The organism is Shimia haliotis, assembly GCF_900114415.1.
GTDB classification, from domain to species: domain Bacteria; phylum Pseudomonadota; class Alphaproteobacteria; order Rhodobacterales; family Rhodobacteraceae; genus Shimia; species Shimia haliotis.
The window spans coordinates 108,375-126,884 of the sequence record NZ_FOSZ01000007.1 but is presented as its reverse complement, the minus strand read 5'-3'; the positions used below and the strand labels follow the sequence as shown (position 1 = coordinate 126,884).

The following is an 18,510-nucleotide window of genomic DNA, read 5'->3' as shown; positions in this document are numbered from 1 at the left end:
GAATCCTCCCCCTTGCATAGATGCAAAGATAACTTTGCAAAGTGTCCCGCGCTAGGGGGGGGTGGCGGACTGCGGCGAATGGTCTTGCCTCTCGTCAGAGGCCGAGCTGTTTTTCGCGACGGATAACCAGAAGAATTGCGCAGAGCCCTGAGAGGCTGGTGGCTAGCATCAGGATCAGGAGCGGGAAGGCGCCAGTCTCGGCGCTGAGCAGGGCGCCAGCGAGGGCTGAGAGCGCGGCCCCGCCGCCGATCATGATCGCGCCTGTGAGGCCCGATGCTGTGCCGGCGAGGTGAGGGCGCACTGAAAGGGCGCCTGCGGTGGCATTCGGAATTGCCAAGCCGTTGCCGATGCCAACCAGTGTCATGAAGCCGAAAAAGACCTCTGCCGATCCGTTGCCCGACAAGAATGTGGTCAGCGAGATTGCGACACCCATGCCGCAGATCGCACAACCTGCGAGCACCATATGGTTGACGCCAAAGCGGGCGGAGTATCGGCCCGAGAGGAAGTTGCCGATGAAATAGCCGACCGCAGGCGCACCGAAATAGATGCCCATCTCTGCAGAGGTCATGCCGAAAAGTTCTGTGGCCACAAAGGGCGCGCCGCCGAGGTAGGCGAAGAAGGCACCGGAGGTGAAACCGTTGGCAAGCGAGAAGCCCCAGAAACGCGGGCTGAGCAGGAGCTCGGGGTATTCGCGGAATTGCTGTGCCAAAGACAAGCCGGAGGACGACTTGGTTTCGCCAAGGTCGCGCCACGTGAGCCACAGCACCGCGAGGCCCGCAAAGAAAAGCATCCAGAATGAGGCTTGCCATCCGAAGTATTGGTCGAGCACGCCGCCGAGCGCGGGGCCAAGCATGGGCACAACTGTCATGCCCATTGTGACATAGCCGATCATCGAGGCGGCCTGATCGGCGGGAACCATATCGCGCACCACCGCGCGTGACAGCACCATCGCGACGACCACGGCGGCTTGAAGCATGCGGAAAGTCAGGAAAATAGCGGCATTGGGGGCGTAGATACAGCCTATGGTGGCCACGAGAAAGATTACCAGACCCCACAGGATCACCGGGCGGCGTCCGAACTTGTCAGAGATTGGCCCCACCACAATTTGAAGCACCGCGTTCACGGCCAAATAGACAGCAATCGACAACTGCATCACGCCGTAATCCGTGTCGAAGTATTCCGTCATCGACGGCAGGCTGGGCAGGAAGATGTTCATGCACAGCGCCGAAACACCTGCCAGCAGGATCAGCGTGGCGATGTTGGGCGGGGTGGAGCGGTCCAGAAATTTTGACGGTGAATGATCATTCATATTGTAAGAGGTAGGGGTGCGTGGGGCAAATGTCCATGGGGTGATTAAACTGTAAAATATTTGCTAATTTGCAATTTACTCAGCTTGACGTGAGGCGGTTTTGCAAATTTGCGGGAAAATCCTTTTGCAGTGCAGCATGCAGGTCTATGGTCAGCCTCAAATTACAGGGGTCCTGCTATGAAAGATATCCTCCATCAACTTGAAGAACGCCGTGAAACCGCCCGTCTGGGAGGTGGTCAGCGCCGCATCGACAGTCAGCACGCCAAGGGCAAGCTGACGGCGCGGGAACGCATTGAGCTGTTGCTTGATGAGGGCAGTTTCGAAGAGTTTGACATGTTCAAAACCCATCGCTGCACAGAATTTGGCATGGAAAATCAAAAGCCTGCAGGTGACGGTGTGATCACGGGCTGGGGTACGATCAACGGTCGTATGGTCTATGTGTTCTCTCAGGACTTCACCGTTTTTGGTGGATCCTTGTCGGAAACCCATGCGCAGAAAATTTGCAAAATTCAGGATATGGCGATCCAGAATGGCGCGCCGATTATCGGTCTGAACGACTCGGGTGGTGCGCGTATTCAGGAAGGCGTCGACTCGCTGGCCGGCTACGCGGAAGTGTTCCAACGCAATATCATGGCCTCGGGCGTGGTGCCGCAGATTTCCGTGATCATGGGCCCCTGTGCCGGTGGTGCCGTGTATTCGCCCGCGATGACCGACTTCATCTTTATGGTGAAAGACACGTCCTATATGTTCGTGACCGGTCCCGACGTGGTGAAGACTGTGACCAATGAGGTTGTGACCGCCGAAGAACTGGGTGGTGCTTCGACCCACACCAAGAAATCCTCGGTCGCGGATGGAGCGTTTGAGAACGATGTTGAGGCCTTGGCCGAAGTGCGCCGTCTGGTGGACTTCCTGCCGCTCAACAACCGCGAAAAGCCGCCTGTGCGCCCGTTCTTTGACGAGCCAGGCCGGCTTGAGTCGAGCCTTGATACGCTGGTGCCGGAAAACCCGAACACGCCGTATGATATGAAAGAGCTGATCGCGAAGGTCGCGGACGAAGGCGATTTCTATGAAATTCAGGAAGATTACGCCAAGAACATCCTGATCGGTTTCATCCGTCTGGAAGGGCAGACCGTGGGTATTGTGGCGAACCAGCCGATGGTTCTGGCCGGGTGTCTGGACATTGACAGCTCGCGCAAAGCGGCGCGGTTTGTGCGCTTCTGCGACTGTTTTGAAATTCCGATCCTGACATTGGTGGACGTGCCTGGCTTCTTGCCTGGGACAAGCCAGGAGTATGGTGGCGTGATCAAGCACGGTGCGAAGCTGTTGTTTGCTTATGGCGAAGCAACCGTGCCGAAAGTGACAGTGATCACGCGCAAAGCCTATGGTGGCGCTTATGACGTGATGGCGTCTAAGCACCTGCGTGGTGATTTCAACTATGCGTGGCCGACTGCGGAGATCGCGGTGATGGGCGCGAAAGGCGCAACCGAGATCATCCACCGTGCGGACCTTGGTAACGCCGAGAAGATCGCGGCCCACACGCAGGACTATGAAGAGCGGTTTGCGACGCCGTTTGTGGCGGCTGAGAGGGGCTTTATCGACGAGGTGATCATGCCGCAAAGCACACGCAAGCGCGTGAGCCGTGCGTTCGCGAGCCTTCGCAATAAGAAGCTCGAGAACCCGTGGAAGAAGCACGACAACATTCCGTTGTAAAACTTTGCCCGTCGCGTCAGCGGCGGGCCGCGCCCGCCCGCCCCATGGCGGGCGCGATGCGCCCACCCAGACGGCCGCGGCCCACCGGATCGAGAGGGAACCACAAATGACGCAGCTTTGGGAAAACCAAGCTTTCACCGTTTCTCATGCCGACAGCTCTGCCTTTGTCGGCAAAGGGTTGCGTCCGTTTTTTGAATATCGCGATCTTGGCATTCAAAACGCCACGTCCGGCAAGTTCGGCGCGCATGTCATTCGAGCGGTGCCGGGTATGGAGAGCCCTGCGGCGTGGCATTCCCATGAGCTTGAGTTCCAGTTGGTCTATGTGACCAAAGGCTGGGTGGTGTTTGAATATGAAGGGCAGGGCGAGCATGTGCTGCGCGAGGGATCGTGCGTGTTGCAGCCGCCGGGGATCAAGCACCGTGAGGTGCGCCATTCCGATGATCTGGAGCTGATCGAGATCATCAGCCCCGCTGAGTTTGAGACAAGCGACGAGGATGCGCCGGAGTGACCAAAGCCCGCTGGCATATCACGCGTGATGGGGACACACTGACGCTGAGCCGATTGGCAACAGCGCGGTTTGACGTGTCCGCATCCACGGTATTGCCGGATGGCGCGCGGGCGGCGATGGCGCATCAGGTGCGGCAGGATATGTGGCGGGCGTTGCAGGGATTGCGCGGCTTTGCGCCCGCAGTTGAGGTTCGCCGCCAAGAGGGCGGGCTGCACGTGACCGCAGGCGGTCAGGTCGAGGGCCGGTTTGCCAAGGGTCACGTTGAGGCCGCCATTCAGGAGGTTCTGGACAACCCCGCGTGCCGCGCCCGCTGGGTGCGTTACGCAAATCGCGGGAGGGCGGTCGCATGATCCGCCGCGCCGCATTCACAGCATTCGTCGCGTTTGGAGGGACCCTTTGGGGCGCGACCACGGCCGGGGCCTTGGAGGAGACACCGGCCGTGCCTTCCGGAAACGACATCCACTTGCAGGAAATCCTGTTTGAGACCCGACAGGACAACACCGAAGTGGCGCGGTTTCGCTATGTGATGCCGTTGATACGGCAAGGGGTGGAGTTCGCCGAGATCGTCGATGACTTCGAGCATCTCTGCATCGGGGTGGCGGTGCCATACCTTGCCATTGAAGGCAAAGAGGTGGATCAGGTGATCATCTCTATGGCAGACCGTGAGACCGAATTTGGCGTCACCACCACGCTGGCGACGCAGTTTTTCGAAGCCTTTGCCGTGGAAAACGGTTCCTGTATTTGGGAGGGTTTCTGATGACACCACAATATCTTGCGGCAGCAACGAGCCATAAGCGGGATTTTGCGACTTTGCCGCCACAGCGCTTTAGCTGTGCCTGCTATCTATATCTTTTTGCTACTGAATCCGCTATGATCTCGGCGTGTCGCATTCGTGCGGCCTTGAGGCAGGCAGGACAAAAACGTCCTGTTCAATATGAAAACAAAACGTGGAGACAGAGATGTCCAAGAGCATCAAAGCATTCCTGGCCGTTGGCCTTGTTGCCGTTGTCGCAGCATGCGCAGACACCGCACCGGTTGAAGAGTACGTGGTTGTTGAACCCGAGCCCATTTCGACCGAGCCGGCCTACACCGGCAAATACAAGTAACAGTCGTTACGCAAGATTTGGACAGGCCGCGCGGCCTGTCCACCCAGTAACCGCGCGATCAAGCGCCCCTTTGCAGAAAGGAGGCGTGCTATGATCAAACATCGCGGCTTCCCCGGTCGACTACCCGGCACCGATTTCCAGTTTGTAATCCGCCGCGCCAATCCCAAAGGCGCCACGCCTCTCACCCAGCGTGAGCGGTTTCGCGATCGTCGTCCGCCGGATCGCCGTGCGGATGCGGGGTTCATGCAGGCCCTGTGGGAACAGTTTGGCGAAGAGCCCTTTGAGCGCGGAAATCTGGACGCGGGGCGGCTGAGTTGGCTGTTTGGCCGCGAAGTGGTGCCTGCGGAGGAACCTTTTGATCCGGCCAGCTATGACGCGCTGTTGCGCATCAACGTAGATGTGGCGCAGGTGTCCTTTCCGGATGCGTTCAATGGCAACGGAGAGGAATGGGCGTGATTTCGCCGACACATATCCTGAAAGGGCGGAAAAATGCTCATTCGGCAGAGGTTACAAATCTGTTAATTGAGCTGCGCGCGGACTGTGCCATGCTCACTTCCATGGAGCGGAAACCCGCTGCGGTTGGCTCCTGTAACAGTGTATTCCGTTACCCTTCCCCTTTCGGGTGGTTCTGCGGCGTCCCTGCAGGATCACCCGTCTTTTTGCCCGCTGAATGCGGGGCCGGTACTATGACTTGTGCGGGGGTGGAACACTGTTGCACAATGGATAGTGAACCGGTCACAAAGACCGGACGAGCGGAAGGAACAGGCAAATGCGGAAACTCACCTGCATCATCTCACTTGTGGCGTTCACGGGGCTTTCGGCCTGCGGCGACACTTTCGGCGAACAGGCCCTCATCGGCGCGGGCGCGGGCACCGCGACAGCAGCAGTGGTTGGCGGCAACCTTGCCGCTGGCGCCATTGTCGGCAGTGCGGCCAACGTCATCTATTGTAAAGAATTCTCTACCAGGTGCTGAACGGGCTGCGGCCCGTAAGAATTTCCTGACGGCCCGACCGTCAACCGAAGAACACAAGCCATCGACGCGCGGCAGCGCGGCGGTGGCTTTTTTGTTGCCAATGACTGTGGATCACACCGCAGGCCAAGACCAAGAAGGACGATAAGATGTTCGATAAGATCCTGATAGCAAACCGAGGCGAAATCGCTTGTCGCGTGATCAAGACTGCCCGCAAAATGGGTATCAAGACGGTTGCGATTTACTCGGATGCCGACAAGCAGGCGCTGCATGTGCAGATGGCGGATGAGGCCATTCACATCGGCCCGCCGCCCGCGAACCAGTCCTATATCGTGATCGACAAGGTCATGGATGCCATCAAGAAATCGGGCGCTCAAGCGGTGCATCCGGGTTACGGTTTCCTGTCGGAGAACGCGAAGTTCGCGGAGGCGTTGGCCGCCGAGGGCGTCGCCTTCGTAGGACCGCCGGTAGGTGCGATCGAAAAGATGGGGGACAAGATTACCTCCAAGAAAATCGCGCAGGAGGCCGAAGTTTCCACGGTTCCGGGCTATATGGGCCTGATTGAGGACGCAGACGAGGCGGTCAAGATTTCGAACGAGATCGGCTATCCTGTGATGATCAAGGCCTCCGCCGGTGGCGGCGGCAAGGGCATGCGGATCGCGTGGAATGATCAGGAGGCGCGCGAGGGTTTCCAGTCGTCCAAGAACGAAGCCGCGAACAGCTTTGGCGATGACCGTATCTTCATCGAGAAGTTCGTGACACAGCCACGCCACATCGAAATTCAGGTGCTGTGCGACGCGCATGGCAACGGCATTTATCTGAACGAGCGGGAGTGTTCGATCCAACGCCGGAACCAGAAAGTGGTTGAGGAAGCGCCAAGCCCGTTTTTGGATGAAGCCACCCGCAAGGCAATGGGCGAGCAGTCTGTCGCGCTGGCCAAGGCCGTGGGCTATGCCTCGGCGGGTACCGTGGAATTCATCGTGGATGGCGACAAAAACTTCTACTTCCTTGAGATGAACACGCGCCTTCAGGTGGAACACCCTGTGACAGAGCTGATCACCGGTGTGGACCTTGTGGAGCAGATGATCCGCGTCGCCAATGGTGAGCCGCTGTCGATCACACAAGAGGACGTGGGCATCAACGGATGGGCGATTGAGAACCGTGTCTATGCGGAAGATCCCTATCGCAACTTCCTGCCGTCGATCGGCCGTTTGACGCGCTATCGCCCGCCGGCGGAAATCGCGGCGGGCCCGATGCAGGACAATGGCAAATGGGCGGATGACGCGAAGACCGGCAAGGACTTCGCAGTGCGCAACGATACCGGCGTTTATGAAGGCGGCGAGATCAGCATGTATTACGATCCGATGATTGCCAAGCTTTGCACCTGGGCACCGACACGCGATGAAGCGGTCGAGGCGATGCGCACTGCGCTGGACGGGTTTGAACTGGAAGGTATCGGTCACAACTTGCCGTTTGTTGCGGCGGTGATGGACCACCCCAAGTTTATCTCGGGCGAGATGACAACAGCCTTTATCGAGGAAGAATACCCCGACGGCTTTGAGGGTGTCACCTTGCCGGAAGGCGCGCTTCGCAAGATCGCGGCGGCGTCGGCGGCGATGTATCGAGTTGCGGAAATCCGTCGCACCCGTGTGTCTGGCCGCATGGACAACCATGAGCGCCGTGTTGGCAAAAAGTGGGTTGTGACGCTTCAAGGCGAAGAGTTCCCTGTGAAAGTGAAGGCCGACAAGAAAGGTTCTACGATCAAGTTTGCCGATGGCGAGAAGCTGCGGGTGAGCTCTGACTGGACCCCGGGTGATCAACTGGCGACCCTGAAAGTGGGTGGCGAGACTCTGGTGCTGAAGGTTGGCAAAGTCTCGGGCGGTTTCCGTATTCGCTCGCGCGGCGCTGATTTGAACGTGCATGTGCGCAGCCCGCGTCAGGCGGAACTGGCCAAGCTGATGCCCGAGAAGGTCGCGCCGGATACATCGAAAATGCTGTTGTGTCCAATGCCAGGCCTGATCGTGAAGGTCGACGTGGAAGTCGGCGATACGGTTCAGGAAGGTCAGGCGCTGTGCACGGTGGAAGCCATGAAGATGGAAAACATCCTGCGGGCCGAGAAGACAACTGTGGTCACGAAGATCAACGCAGCGGCTGGTGACAGTCTCGCGGTGGACGATGTGATCATGGAATTCGAATGATCCGATAAGAAAACCAGCCCGGCGGCAACGCCGGGCACCTCCTTTTTGCTGCGACTGGGACATTCCATGTCTGCCGACACGCTTCATTTTTCCAGAACAGGACGGATCGGCCCCTTTGAGGCCGGACGGTTGGCCTATGGGTGCTGGCGGTTTGCCGGATCTACTGTCTCCGAAGCGACGGCGAAGGTGGAGGCTGCGCTGGAGATTGGCGCGAATATGCTCGACACAGCAGCAATCTATGGGTTTGGCCAGCAGGGGTTCGGTGCCGCAGAGGCGGTGTTGGGAGAGGTGTATGCCGCTCAGCCGAGTTTGCGGGAACAGACGGTTCTTGTGACCAAGGCGGGGATACATCCGCCCGTGCCGTATGACAGCCGCGCGTCAAATCTTATTGAGAGCTGCGAGGCATCGCTGGCGCGGCTGAAGACCGATGCTATCGATGTTTTCCTGATCCATCGACCGGATTTTCTGGCGTCCTTTGAAGAGGTGGCGTTGGCGCTGACCACGTTGCAGGAAGACGGCAAAATCCGCGAAGCCGGGGTGAGCAATTTCACCCATACGCAAGTGCGGGCGCTGCAGAGCAAACTGGATTTTCCTCTGGTGGCGACTCAGCCGGAGTTTTCGCCGCTTGCGATTGCGCCGCTGGAAGACGGTACGTTGGATATTGCGCAGGAACTGGAGCTGGCGGTGATGGCGTGGTCGCCATTGGGTGGCGGGCGTTTGACGTCGGCGCATAAGCCCGAGGCAGGCACGCAGGAGGCGCGGGTTCTGGCGGTGCTGGAGAGCATTGCGACGCGTGAAGGCGTGGGCGTGGATCATGTGGCGCTGGCCTGGGTGCTGACGCATCCGGCAAATGTGTTTGCTTTGATTGGTACGCAGAACGTGGCGCGCATCAAGGACTCCGCGCGTGCCTATGACGTGCAACTCAGTCGTCAGGATTGGTATGACATTCTGGTGGCCGCGCGCGGTGCGGCGATGCCATGACAAACGCAAGCGGACATAGGCATCAGTTGCGGCGGTCGCGGATTTCCTGTTGGCGCATTGGCATTTTGTCGATGGAGGCTGAGATTTCCCGCACATCCCACGGGAAGGGTTTGCGGAAATATGTGATGCCGTCCTTGCCGATCAGCGCAAGCATGAAGCCGCGCGGGCGCAGCTGTTTGCGCACCGAAGACACATTGGCGGGATCAGTGTCAGTGATGACCACCACGTCGCGTTCCACCAGTTCGGACGCGCGTTTCTCGATCAGTGCCATTTGTTCAACGAAACGCGGGTCGCGGTCTGTGTCCGCAAGCACCACCAGCGGACGGTTGAGCCAAAGAAATTCCTCCAGATCGACCTCGGATGCGGGCTGGATCAATGCGTCGGACGGCGTGTCCTCGGCCGCAAGAACCGGCGCCGTCAGAACGGCCAGAAAGCTTGTCAGAACAAAGGCTAAGCGGTGTTTCATGGTGTCTCCTGTCAGAGGCAATATAAGCGCTTTTGGCTGCAATACGACCTTCTTTGATGCGCGGGTCGGCAAAATTCGCGTGATTAACCGCAAATGCACCGGTGTCGGACCATGATGCAGGGGATGGAGACTACGCCGATCGCCCCTGTGCGGCCGGCCACCAAAGAGGTGCATGGCGACATGGACGTGATTTTGCACGTGGGGGCGCATCTGACGGGTGTGACTTCGTTGACGTATTATTTAGACCGCAACCGGCGGGCCCTGCGCAACCGCGGGCTGGCGGTCTGGACAATGACGGACACACGCAAGGGGCTTTTTGACGGGCTGACATTGCGGTCGGGGCTGAATGGTGTTGAACGGCGACGGATGCGCGGGGCGGGCCGCGTAAGGCTGCGGTGCGCGATGTATGAACGCGCCCGCGTAAAGGAATTGCTGGTTTGTGATCCGGGCATGATTGGCGGGTTGTGTGGCAACGTCGCGACCGAACGGTTGTATCCCGCGGCAGGTGAAAAAATGGCGCGTATGGCACATGCCTTTGACGGGCGCGTGTCGCGTGTGCTCATAAACATCCGCGCACTCGAGGACTATTGGGCGGCGGCGCTCGCGCATACGGTGCAGAACGGTTTTCCTGTGCCGTTGCAATCGGAGTTGGATCGACTGGTGACGCAACCGCGCAGTTGGCGGCGGGTGATCACGGATATTGCGGCGGCGGTGCCGGATGCTGAATTTCTTGTCGCGCCGTTTGAACGTGTCGGGGAAAAACCTGACGACGTGGTGGAATTTGCTGTGGGCGGGCGCTTTGATGCGCCAACGCCGTTGCGTGTGGGCGTGACGCCGCAGGTGCCGCATCTGGATGCGCTGCGCGAGACCCTGCTGGACCGGTATGAAGACGAGGAAAGTCTGCCTGAGGGCAACGGACGGTGGCAACCGTTCAACGCCATGCAGGTAGAGACATTGCGGGCGGTTTACGCTTCGGATCTGGCTTGGTTGCGGTCCGGGGCGGAGGGGCTTGCCTATTTGATTGAGGAGCAGACGCCGCTGCGACAGCCGTCGTTCGCGGGTGCTGAGCCGAGGGACTAGAAAGAGGGACATTGCGATGAGCGATACCAAGAAGTGGGAAGAGCTGGCGGAGAAAGAACTGCGCGGGCGTCCTTTGGAAGACCTGACGTGGAACACGCTGGAGGGCATCGACGTCAAACCGCTTTATACCGAAGCGGATACGCAGGGGCTGGATCATATGGGATCGCTGCCGGGTTTTGGCCCGTTCACCCGCGGCCCCAAGGCGACGATGTATGCGGGCCGTCCGTGGACGATCCGTCAGTATGCGGGGTTTTCCACCGCAGAAGAATCCAACGCGTTTTACCGCCGCAATCTGGCCGCCGGTCAGCAGGGCGTGTCGGTGGCGTTCGATCTGGCGACGCACCGTGGCTACGATTCTGACCACGAGCGCGTGGTGGGTGACGTGGGCAAAGCCGGCGTGGCGATTGACTCAGTCGAGGACATGAAAATCCTGTTTGACGGCATTCCGCTTGACAAGGTGTCGGTGTCGATGACCATGAACGGGGCGGTTATTCCGATTTTGGCGAACTTCATCGTCGCAGGCGAAGAGCAGGGGCACGACAAGGCGCTGCTGGCAGGGACCATTCAGAACGACATTCTGAAAGAGTTCATGGTGCGCAATACCTATATTTACCCGCCTGAGCCGTCGATGCGGATCATCTCGGACATCATCGAGTACACATCCAACGAGATGCCAAAGTTCAACTCGATCTCGATCTCCGGCTATCACATGCAGGAAGCGGGTGCGAACCTTGTGCAGGAGCTGGCCTATACGTTGGCGGATGGTCGTGAGTATGTGCGCGCGGCGATGAATGCGGGCATGGATGTCGACAAGTTTGCCGGTCGTCTGAGCTTCTTCTTTGCGATTGGCATGAACTTCTTCATGGAAGCGGCGAAGCTGCGTGCGGCGCGGTTCCTGTGGCACAAGGTGATGACCGAGTTTGGCGCGAAAAACGAACGCTCCAAGATGCTTCGGACCCATTGTCAGACCTCGGGCGTGAGCTTGCAGGAGCAAGATCCCTACAACAACGTGATCCGCACCGCCTATGAAGCGATGTCTGCGGTTCTGGGTGGTACGCAATCGTTGCACACCAACGCGTTGGATGAGGCGATTGCCTTGCCGACGGATTTCTCGGCACGGATTGCGCGGAATACGCAGCTGGTGCTTCAGGAAGAGACTGGCGTGACCAATGTGGTCGACCCGCTGGCGGGCTCCTACTATGTTGAGGCGCTGACCGATGATCTGATCCAGAAAGCCTGGGCGCTGATGGAAGAGGTTGAGGAGATGGGTGGTATGACCAAGGCTGTGGCTTCGGGTATGCCGAAGCTGCGCATCGAGGAAAGTGCCGCGACCCGTCAGGCGATGATCGACAAGGGTGACGAAGTCATCGTTGGCGTGAACAAATATCGCAAAGAGCAGGAAGACCCGATCGACATTCTCGATGTGGACAACGTCGCCGTCCGCGAGAGTCAGATTGCGCGGCTTGAGAGCATCCGTGCCGAGAGGGACGGTGCAGCCTGTGAGGCGGCCTTGGACAACCTGACGAAGGTGGCAAAAGAGGGCGGCAACCTGTTGGCCGCCGCAGTGGAGGCGGCGCGGGCGCGGGCGTCTGTGGGAGAGATCAGCATGGCGATGGAGAAGGAATTCGGGCGTCACCGCGCAGAGGTGAAGACTTTGGCCGGTGTATACGGCGCGGCCTATGAAGGTGACGAAGGTTTTGCCGCCATTCAGAAATCCATCGAAGACTTTGCCGAGGAAGAGGGCCGTCGCCCGCGCTTGCTTGTGGTGAAGATGGGGCAGGACGGCCATGACCGTGGCGCCAAGGTGATCGCGACAGCATTTGCCGACATCGGCTTTGACGTCGATGTAGGCCCGCTGTTCCAGACGCCGGATGAAGCGGCGCAGGATGCGGTGGACAATGACGTGCATGTGGTGGGGATTTCCTCGCAGGCCGCAGGGCACAAGACATTGGCACCGCAGTTGATTGAGGCGCTGAAAGCCAAGGATGCCGAGGATATCATCGTGATCTGTGGTGGGGTCATTCCGCAGCAGGATTATGAGTTCCTGCAAAAAGCAGGCGTGAAGGCGATCTTTGGCCCAGGCACCAACATTCCTGAGGCGGCGCAGGACATTCTGAAACTGATCCGCGCGGCGCGGGGGTAGGGCGTAAAGGGGCTTTGCCCCCGTCGCAGCGGGCTGCGACTCCCCCAAGGTATTTAGGGCAATAGGAAAGGGGCGCTTTGGCGTCCCTTTTTCTTGGCGTCTGTTGCGTGGACTTTGCCGTTGTGGCGGCGCGGGCTTTGAGGTTTTCTGAGCCGTGAAACACGAGGGAGTCGGCCATGTTGGAACTGGATCATCTGGCGGTTGCAGGTGAGAGCCTTGAAGCGGCGGTGGCGCATATTGAGGACGCGCTGGGCGTGCGGATGTTGGCCGGTGGGCAGCACGCGCATTTTGGAACGCACAATCAATTGCTTGGCCTTGATGAGGGGCTTTATCTAGAGGCGATTGCAATCGATCCAGAGGCGCCGGAGTTGCCCTATGCGCGGTGGTTTGATTTGGACCGCTTTGAGGGGGCACCGCGCCTTGGAAACTGGATTTGCCGTAGCGATGATCTGGTGGCGGACGTGGCCGCCTTTGGTGCGGATGTTGGGGCGCCGGTTGCGTTGCAACGCGGCGATCTGCGCTGGCGGATGGCGGTGCCGGAGAGCGGCATTCTGCCCAATGACGATTGCTTTCCGGCGTTGATGCAATGGGACGTCTCGCCCACGCCGGCGAGTCTTTTGACGCCGTCGGGTTGTCGCTTGATGCGGTTGGAAGTGGCCCACCCAGAGGCGGTGGCGCTGCGGGAGCGAGTTGGGCTTGGCGATGCGCGGGTTGTCTATGTCGAGGGGGCTGCGGCGTTGCGGGCCACGTTTGAAACTGCGCATGGAGCTCGGGTTCTGGAATGATTGTTCGTACTGCGCGTCGCGCTGATGCGGAAGCTGTGGCGGCGATCTGGAACGGCGAAATTCGCGAGGGTGTGTCGACCTTTACCACCACTGAGAAAAGTGCGACCGCGCTTGAGGCAGAGTTTGCCGCACGCGGGGACGCGTTTGTGGTGGCGGAGAGCGGTGGCGAAGTTGTTGGTTTTGCCACCTACTTTCAGTTCCGTGGCGGTCCCGGATACGCGCAGACGGTTGAGTATACTATCCATCTTGCGCCGTCGGCACGGGGGCAGGGAGTGGGACAACAGGTGTTGACCGAACTGGAAGCCCGCGCAAGGGCAGCAAAGATGCATGTGTTGGTGGGTGGCATCAGCGGTGAGAACGCCACGGGGGCGGCGTTTCACAAGAAAATGGGATTTGTCGAGGTTGGCCGGATGCCCGAGGTCGGGCAGAAATTCGGGCGCCGCATGGATCTTGTGTTAATGCAGAAATTGCTGTGATGCGGCATAGGCAAAGGCTAAGGTGACGTCATGTCGATTTGGACCCGAATTTCCCAAGCGTTGGAGTCGCTGAGCAAAGGTGAGCCTTTGTCCACGGTTTTTGAGCATTTGCGCGCCCCGCCGGAGCGGTCTGTGGCCTTTACCATTGCGGTGATTGCCTTGGGCGCAAAAATGGCGAAGGCCGATGGCCTTGTGACACGAGATGAAGTCACGGCGTTTCGGGAGGTGTTTCAGATTGCGCCAGAGGACGAGCCAAATGCCGCCAAGGTGTTCAATATGGCACGGCAGGATGTGGCGGGATTTGAGGAGTATGCCTCGCGTATTGCGGGCCTTTTTGGCGCCAACAGGACGGCGCCGGACGACCTTATGGAGGGCCTGTTTCACATTGCGGTGGCTGATGGGGAGTATCACCCCAATGAGGATGCCTTTCTGATGCGGGTGGCCGAAATTCTCGGGGTTGAGGAACGGTGTTTTGTCACTATGCGGTCGCGGTTTGTGCCAAATGCGGAGGCGGACCCCTATACGGTACTTGGCGTGACGCCGGAAATGGACAAGGCCGAGATCCGCAAGGCGTGGCGACAGCTTGTGCGTGAGACACATCCGGATGCCATGATCGCGCGCGGTGTGCCTGAAGAGGCGATCAAATTGGCCGAGAAACGCATGATTGATGTGAACCGTGCCTGGGAACAGATCAACGAGGCCGCGTGATGCGGATTGCCGCGTATAACGTGGAATGGTTTTCTTCGCTGTTTGATGCCTCCAACCGATTGGTGATGGATGACGGCTGGTCATCCCGTCGAGATGTGACACGTGCGCAGCAGGCGGAGGCTCTGGGTGTGGTGTTTTCTGCACTGGATGCGGATGCCGTGATGGTCATCGAAGCGCCGGATCAGGGGCGGGTGCGACGCACGGTGGCCGCTTTGGAGCAGTTTGCCGATGTGTTCGGACTGCGGGCGCGGTCGGCGGCTATGGGGTTTTCCAACGACACGCAGCAAGAGATTGCGTTGATGTATGATCCTGATGTGCTTGAGGCGCGCCATGATCCGGTAGGGCATAATACCGATGCGCTGGCCCCTCGGTTTGATGGGGTTTTCAGCATTGATCTGGATGTGGATGCCACCGAGGATCAGGTGGTGTTTTCCAAGCCCCCGTTGGAGTTGGCGCTGCGCACCAAAGCGGGGCGGGAGTTGCGCATGATCGGCGCCCATTTGAAATCCAAGGCACCGCATGGGGCGAAGACGCGCGACGAGGTGATGCGGGTGTCGATCGCCAACCGGCGCAAGCAGTTGGCGCAGGCGATATGGCTCAGGCGGCGGATAGAGGGACATCTGAGCGCGGGAGAGGATTTGATTGTCTTGGGTGATCTGAACGACGGGCCCGGGCTTGACGAATATGAAGATCTGTTCGGGCGCTCGTCGGTGGAGATCATCATGGGCACGGGGTCGCAGCAGCGGTTGTTTGATCCTCACGCGCGGATGGCTTTGGGGCAGAGATTTGGCGTGCAGCCGAGTTCGGCGCGCTTCTTTATCGCTCATGAAGAGCGGTATTTGCAGGCGCTATTGGACTATGTGTTTGTGTCCGAAGGGTTGCGGGCGGCGGGGCCGAAATGGCGGATCTGGCATCCGTTTGAGGATCACGGATGTTACGCGGTGCCTGAGGTGCGCGAGGCCTTGTTGAAAGCCAGTGACCACTTTCCGGTGGTTTTGGATATCGACATCTAGCCTCGCGCGGCGTCTTTACCAGCCGTTCGGCGGATTACCGGCCTGAATGTCCTTTTCGATTTGTACGATTTTGTCGGCGAAGGGACGGCGTGGTTTGGCTTCTACCCAACCGTTTCCTGAGGCGTTGGGGATGAAGTAATCCTGACCGACGATGTATTGAAGAGCTTGCAGCTTGACCTGTTCTTCCGTGAAGTCCGGCAGGTTTGCAAAGCCGGAATTACGCATGTTGGCCGGATGATTTTTTGCATTGGAAAAGGCGATGTCCAGACCCGCTTTGCGCAAGGTCACGCCGCGTTTCCAGTTCCAGATGTCGCTCGCGTTTGGAGCGGAGAGGGCGCCGACCCCAAAGCCGCGGGTCAATTTGGGATGACCGTTTTTGAACTGTTCGAGATTGGAAAGATGATGAAAGACAACCGCATAGGTCAGATTGTTGATTTCGGCGCGGATTTGATCCTTGGTTGGGTTCTCGCCTGTGATCGCAAGGGATTTTGTCTCGGTGCCGTTTTGGCCGTTTGTCATAGCGTATGTGATGCGCAGATTGATGTTGCCGCCGCGCACATCGTTTGAAATCGGGAAATAGTACCGTGGTCTACACGCGTCGCCGGTCCAATGATGGTTCACTTGATGGGAGTCGTTGCGGCCCCAATTTGTGTAGGTCACTGTCGTCTGGATGCGGATGTCGTTGAAACGGACTCGACAGTTGCTGCTGTCTGCAGCCATTTCGATCTGGCAAGGTTGGGCTTCTCGCAGCCCCTTGCAGGTCTTTGAGGCGAGTTTGTCGATGTTGCCGAATGTGACGACGGTGGTTTCCTCCGTGTCCGCCGATTGAGTGGCTGCGTCGTCAGCAAACACCGGCGATGACAGGCCGAGAGCCACAGAAAAGGCGAGTGATGAACCGATAAAACTCTGGATGGTCATAGCGCGTCCTTAATACCATTAACAAAAATGTAACCTTGGCATGGATTGTACGGGTTATGCAATTCAGGCGTGTGCTGCTGTCAAAGGGCGATTGAAACTTTGCCCGTCGAACATCATATTTTGACTATGAGACATGTTGTGATTTTGTGTGCCGCTTTGGCGGCGGGGCCAGTTTGGGCTGAAGAGGTTGCGCCGGACGACGCGCCGGATATGGGGACGCGCCTAATGGAAGAGGGCGCAAGGCTTTTTTTCGAGGGGTTGCAAAAGGAAATGGCGCCGGCTCTGGAGGGCATGCGTGACTTCGCGGCGCAGGTGGGGCCACAAATGCAGGATTTTCTGATGGAGATGGGGCCAGCAATGGCGGAGATCGTCGGCAAGGTCGAGGATTGGAGCAGCTACCATGCGCCTGAGATGCTGGATAATGGCGACATTATCTTGCGCAAGAAAACGCCCGAAGAGATGGCAAAGCCCGAGGCGGACAAGACCGAAGGCGTAGAGCTGTAACGCCTTCGGGGTTTGCGGCTCGTAAATAGTCTATTTCCCGATTTTGACCTTGGGGGTGGCCTCCAGAGCGCGGCAAAGCGACATGAAACGGGCCTCGGCCACTTCGCCATACAGCGCGCCTGTTGCCGGTGGCAGCTTTAGATGCAGTTCGCGCTTTTTGGGGCGCCAGTACAGCTCTCCCATGTCTTCACGGTTCTGCATCCAGAGCATGGCGCCAAACCGCATCGCCTTGCCCAGCACTTCGGCCTCTTTTTTCGCTTTGTCGTCAATAAGTTCATAGATGTCTTCAAAACGGGTGCCTTCGCGCCGGTTGCGATAGCGGTGCAATAGGGACAGACCGATGAACACCCGCTCGGAATGTCGCAATCCGCCAAGATTTGCCTGCGTGGTGGTGTCAAAACAGGTTTCTGCGCGGTAGTCGGGGTGGGCGCGCCAATTGACATCGTGCAAGAGGCAAGCAGCCTTCAGAAGGCGTTTTTTGTCCTCGTTGGCGGTTTTGAACAGGGGCAGGATAAATTTGTACAGCGAGCGGCCGAATCCGGGAAGTCGGGCGTCTTTGGCTTCTGCGAAACGGCAGGCCTCGATCAGCGGATCGCGGCTGCGAACATGGTCAGGCATTTGCTCGTACAACATGCCTTCTCGGATGCCGTAAGAGCTTATGGCGATGTCGCGGGGTTTGAAGCGGCGCAGCACGCCCTTGAGCACTTCGATGGCCAGTGGGACAAGATCCATGCGCGAAGCGGAAATGCCGCATTCCTGACGCAGCTCGGTTAGGTCCCGTTCCTTGATGAAATTGGCGGTCTTTTGGACTGCTGAAGCTGACATGCGGTATTCATGCAGCACGTGCAGAGGGTAGCCGCGGCGGTGCATGTCAACGCGGGCAATGGCACGCCAACTGCCGCCAACCAGAAAGAGGCGGTTTTTCTGTTGGCCCATCTCTTCGTGCAGCTTATCCAGTGTGGCGTTGATAAACGCTTTGCGTCCCTTTTTCCCACCCTTGACGTCGCGCAGCTTCAGCGGACCCAATGACGAGGTGACGCGCCGGCCAACCTCGCCGTCGGTGATCTCGGCCAGCTCCATAGAGGAGCCGCCGATATCGCAGACCAGACCGTAGGCACCGGGCCAGCCAAGCAATACACCTTGCGCGGAGAGGCGGGCCTCTTCCTGACCGTCGATGATGTGGATGTGCACGCCGGTTTCGCGGCGCACCTCTTCGCAGAAATCGGGGCCGTCTTCGGCTTCGCGCACGGCCGCTGTGGCAACCGCAGTGACGCCATAAAGGCGCATGCCTTGAGCAAGGCGTTGGAAGCGGGCAATGGCGGCGAGGGCGCGTTTGCGGCCTTCGGGGTTCAACCGTCCTGTCTGAGCCAGACCGGCGCCGAGAGCACACATGATTTTCTCATTGTAGAAATATGCAGGGCTGCGCGCTGCGCCGTCAAAAACCACAAGGCGGACGGAGTTTGACCCCACGTCCACAACGCCTACACGGCTAAGTGCGCGGGCCTCCGGATCTTCGAAGATGGGACGGCCGAAAAGGCCACTGTCGTGTGCGACTGGATCGGTGAGGTCGGTCGTCATAGTCATCCCCAAAAGACGTCCCCAAGAAATGATGCCTCAATGTGCGGCACCGTGCGG

The 18,510-nt window shown here is 58.8% G+C and carries 20 protein-coding genes; 16 read left to right on the top strand and 4 right to left on the bottom strand.

The genetic code is table 11. The features are described from left to right. Positions 1 to 94 precede the first annotated feature (94 nt). The gene (locus BM069_RS15940) at positions 95 to 1,309 is read right to left on the bottom strand and encodes a multidrug effflux MFS transporter (RefSeq protein WP_093325204.1); all 1,215 of its coding nucleotides are present in this window, start codon (positions 1,307 to 1,309) and stop codon (positions 95 to 97) included. A gap of 177 nt (positions 1,310 to 1,486) precedes the next feature. On the opposite strand from BM069_RS15940, the gene BM069_RS15935 reads away from it, so the two are divergent. The 9 genes from BM069_RS15935 to BM069_RS15900 all read left to right on the top strand — a co-directional run bounded on the left by BM069_RS15935 (position 1,487) and on the right by BM069_RS15900 (position 8,782). Further along, positions 1,487 to 3,019, top strand: coding sequence for an acyl-CoA carboxylase subunit beta (locus BM069_RS15935; RefSeq protein ID WP_093325202.1), 1,533 nt, complete (start codon positions 1,487 to 1,489; stop codon positions 3,017 to 3,019). Between the two features lie 106 nt (positions 3,020 to 3,125). Further along, on the top strand, positions 3,126 to 3,527 hold the full coding sequence (locus BM069_RS15930) for a cupin domain-containing protein (RefSeq protein ID WP_093325200.1): 402 nt from the start codon (positions 3,126 to 3,128) through the stop codon (positions 3,525 to 3,527). After that, positions 3,524 to 3,877 carry a hypothetical protein gene (locus BM069_RS15925; RefSeq protein WP_093325199.1) on the top strand — a complete coding sequence of 118 codons (354 nt, stop codon included), beginning with the start codon at positions 3,524 to 3,526 and terminating at the stop codon, positions 3,875 to 3,877. The genes BM069_RS15930 and BM069_RS15925 overlap by 4 nt, the downstream gene beginning before the upstream one ends. Continuing rightward, entirely contained in the window at positions 3,874 to 4,284 is a 411-nt protein-coding gene (locus BM069_RS15920) for a DUF6497 family protein (RefSeq protein WP_093325197.1), read from the top strand. Before BM069_RS15925 ends, BM069_RS15920 begins: the two co-directional genes overlap by 4 nt. A 202-nt stretch (positions 4,285 to 4,486) precedes the next feature. Continuing rightward, entirely contained in the window at positions 4,487 to 4,633 is a 147-nt protein-coding gene (locus BM069_RS19855; RefSeq protein WP_170846765.1) for a hypothetical protein, read from the top strand. Between the two features lie 90 nt (positions 4,634 to 4,723). Next, positions 4,724 to 5,089 carry a hypothetical protein gene (locus BM069_RS15915; protein WP_093325196.1) on the top strand — a complete coding sequence of 122 codons (366 nt, stop codon included), beginning with the start codon at positions 4,724 to 4,726 and terminating at the stop codon, positions 5,087 to 5,089. A gap of 313 nt (positions 5,090 to 5,402) precedes the next feature. Beyond that, positions 5,403 to 5,606: a hypothetical protein gene (locus tag BM069_RS15910; RefSeq protein WP_093325194.1), complete on the top strand. Its 204-nt coding sequence runs from the start codon at positions 5,403 to 5,405 to the stop codon at positions 5,604 to 5,606. Between the two features lie 146 nt (positions 5,607 to 5,752). Continuing rightward, a complete protein-coding gene (locus BM069_RS15905) occupies positions 5,753 to 7,801 on the top strand; it encodes an acetyl-CoA carboxylase biotin carboxylase subunit (protein ID WP_093325192.1) in 2,049 nt (682 codons plus the stop codon). Positions 7,802 to 7,867: 66 nt separating this feature from the next. Further along, positions 7,868 to 8,782 (top strand): aldo/keto reductase, encoded by a 915-nt coding sequence (locus tag BM069_RS15900; protein ID WP_093325191.1) that lies wholly within the window; start codon positions 7,868 to 7,870, stop codon positions 8,780 to 8,782. Positions 8,783 to 8,804: 22 nt separating this feature from the next. Here the strand turns inward: BM069_RS15900 and BM069_RS15895 are convergent, their stop codons facing one another. Then, a complete protein-coding gene (locus BM069_RS15895) occupies positions 8,805 to 9,248 on the bottom strand; it encodes a DUF4174 domain-containing protein (RefSeq protein ID WP_093325189.1) in 444 nt (147 codons plus the stop codon). 111 nt (positions 9,249 to 9,359) lie between these two features. Between BM069_RS15895 and BM069_RS15890 the strand changes: the two genes are divergently transcribed. From BM069_RS15890 to BM069_RS15865, 6 genes are all read left to right on the top strand, one after another. Next, positions 9,360 to 10,328: a hypothetical protein gene (locus BM069_RS15890; RefSeq protein WP_093325187.1), complete on the top strand. Its 969-nt coding sequence runs from the start codon at positions 9,360 to 9,362 to the stop codon at positions 10,326 to 10,328. Positions 10,329 to 10,344: 16 nt separating this feature from the next. After that, positions 10,345 to 12,471, top strand: coding sequence for a methylmalonyl-CoA mutase (gene scpA, locus BM069_RS15885; protein WP_093325186.1), 2,127 nt, complete (start codon positions 10,345 to 10,347; stop codon positions 12,469 to 12,471). A 176-nt stretch (positions 12,472 to 12,647) separates the two neighbouring features. Continuing rightward, entirely contained in the window at positions 12,648 to 13,256 is a 609-nt protein-coding gene (locus tag BM069_RS15880) for a VOC family protein (protein WP_093325184.1), read from the top strand. Next, positions 13,253 to 13,732: a GNAT family N-acetyltransferase gene (locus tag BM069_RS15875; protein ID WP_093325183.1), complete on the top strand. Its 480-nt coding sequence runs from the start codon at positions 13,253 to 13,255 to the stop codon at positions 13,730 to 13,732. Before BM069_RS15880 ends, BM069_RS15875 begins: the two co-directional genes overlap by 4 nt. 30 nt (positions 13,733 to 13,762) lie before the next feature. Then, on the top strand, positions 13,763 to 14,440 hold the full coding sequence (locus BM069_RS15870) for a molecular chaperone DjiA (protein ID WP_093325181.1): 678 nt from the start codon (positions 13,763 to 13,765) through the stop codon (positions 14,438 to 14,440). Then, a complete protein-coding gene (locus tag BM069_RS15865; RefSeq protein WP_093325180.1) occupies positions 14,440 to 15,453 on the top strand; it encodes an endonuclease/exonuclease/phosphatase family protein in 1,014 nt (337 codons plus the stop codon). The genes BM069_RS15870 and BM069_RS15865 overlap by 1 nt, the downstream gene beginning before the upstream one ends. A 15-nt stretch (positions 15,454 to 15,468) precedes the next feature. Here BM069_RS15865 and BM069_RS15860 read toward each other — a convergent pair whose 3' ends face one another. Further along, positions 15,469 to 16,371, bottom strand: coding sequence for a hypothetical protein (locus BM069_RS15860; protein WP_093325178.1), 903 nt, complete (start codon positions 16,369 to 16,371; stop codon positions 15,469 to 15,471). 126 nt (positions 16,372 to 16,497) lie between these two features. Between BM069_RS15860 and BM069_RS15855 the strand changes: the two genes are divergently transcribed. Next, complete coding sequence (locus tag BM069_RS15855; protein ID WP_093325177.1) at positions 16,498 to 16,875, top strand: hypothetical protein; 378 nt, start codon at positions 16,498 to 16,500, stop codon at positions 16,873 to 16,875. 30 nt (positions 16,876 to 16,905) lie between these two features. On the opposite strand, the gene BM069_RS15850 is transcribed toward BM069_RS15855, so the two are convergent. Beyond that, on the bottom strand, positions 16,906 to 18,459 hold the full coding sequence (locus tag BM069_RS15850) for a Ppx/GppA family phosphatase (protein WP_425288688.1): 1,554 nt from the start codon (positions 18,457 to 18,459) through the stop codon (positions 16,906 to 16,908). Positions 18,460 to 18,510: the final 51 nt, after the last annotated feature.

What these genes read in the sequence shown, in the direction of transcription:
- BM069_RS15930 (WP_093325200.1), top strand. Translation starts at nt 3,126, where the DNA reads ATGACGCAGCTTTGGGAAAACCAAGCTTTCACCGTTTCTCATGCCGAC.
- BM069_RS15920 (WP_093325197.1), top strand. Translation starts at nt 3,874, where the DNA reads ATGATCCGCCGCGCCGCATTCACAGCATTCGTCGCGTTTGGAGGGACC.
- BM069_RS15880 (WP_093325184.1), top strand. Translation starts at nt 12,648, where the DNA reads ATGTTGGAACTGGATCATCTGGCGGTTGCAGGTGAGAGCCTTGAAGCG.
- BM069_RS15855 (WP_093325177.1), top strand. Translation starts at nt 16,498, where the DNA reads ATGAGACATGTTGTGATTTTGTGTGCCGCTTTGGCGGCGGGGCCAGTT.
- BM069_RS15865 (WP_093325180.1), top strand. Translation starts at nt 14,440, where the DNA reads ATGCGGATTGCCGCGTATAACGTGGAATGGTTTTCTTCGCTGTTTGAT.
- BM069_RS15910 (WP_093325194.1), top strand. Translation starts at nt 5,403, where the DNA reads ATGCGGAAACTCACCTGCATCATCTCACTTGTGGCGTTCACGGGGCTT.
- BM069_RS15935 (WP_093325202.1), top strand. Translation starts at nt 1,487, where the DNA reads ATGAAAGATATCCTCCATCAACTTGAAGAACGCCGTGAAACCGCCCGT.
- BM069_RS19855 (WP_170846765.1), top strand. Translation starts at nt 4,487, where the DNA reads ATGTCCAAGAGCATCAAAGCATTCCTGGCCGTTGGCCTTGTTGCCGTT.
- BM069_RS15895 (WP_093325189.1), bottom strand. Translation starts at nt 9,248, where the DNA reads ATGAAACACCGCTTAGCCTTTGTTCTGACAAGCTTTCTGGCCGTTCTG.
- BM069_RS15875 (WP_093325183.1), top strand. Translation starts at nt 13,253, where the DNA reads ATGATTGTTCGTACTGCGCGTCGCGCTGATGCGGAAGCTGTGGCGGCG.
- BM069_RS15940 (WP_093325204.1), bottom strand. Translation starts at nt 1,309, where the DNA reads ATGAATGATCATTCACCGTCAAAATTTCTGGACCGCTCCACCCCGCCC.
- BM069_RS15900 (WP_093325191.1), top strand. Translation starts at nt 7,868, where the DNA reads ATGTCTGCCGACACGCTTCATTTTTCCAGAACAGGACGGATCGGCCCC.
- scpA (WP_093325186.1), top strand. Translation starts at nt 10,345, where the DNA reads ATGAGCGATACCAAGAAGTGGGAAGAGCTGGCGGAGAAAGAACTGCGC.
- BM069_RS15860 (WP_093325178.1), bottom strand. Translation starts at nt 16,371, where the DNA reads ATGACCATCCAGAGTTTTATCGGTTCATCACTCGCCTTTTCTGTGGCT.
- BM069_RS15890 (WP_093325187.1), top strand. Translation starts at nt 9,360, where the DNA reads ATGATGCAGGGGATGGAGACTACGCCGATCGCCCCTGTGCGGCCGGCC.
- BM069_RS15850 (WP_425288688.1), bottom strand. Translation starts at nt 18,459, where the DNA reads ATGACTATGACGACCGACCTCACCGATCCAGTCGCACACGACAGTGGC.
- BM069_RS15870 (WP_093325181.1), top strand. Translation starts at nt 13,763, where the DNA reads ATGTCGATTTGGACCCGAATTTCCCAAGCGTTGGAGTCGCTGAGCAAA.
- BM069_RS15905 (WP_093325192.1), top strand. Translation starts at nt 5,753, where the DNA reads ATGTTCGATAAGATCCTGATAGCAAACCGAGGCGAAATCGCTTGTCGC.
- BM069_RS15915 (WP_093325196.1), top strand. Translation starts at nt 4,724, where the DNA reads ATGATCAAACATCGCGGCTTCCCCGGTCGACTACCCGGCACCGATTTC.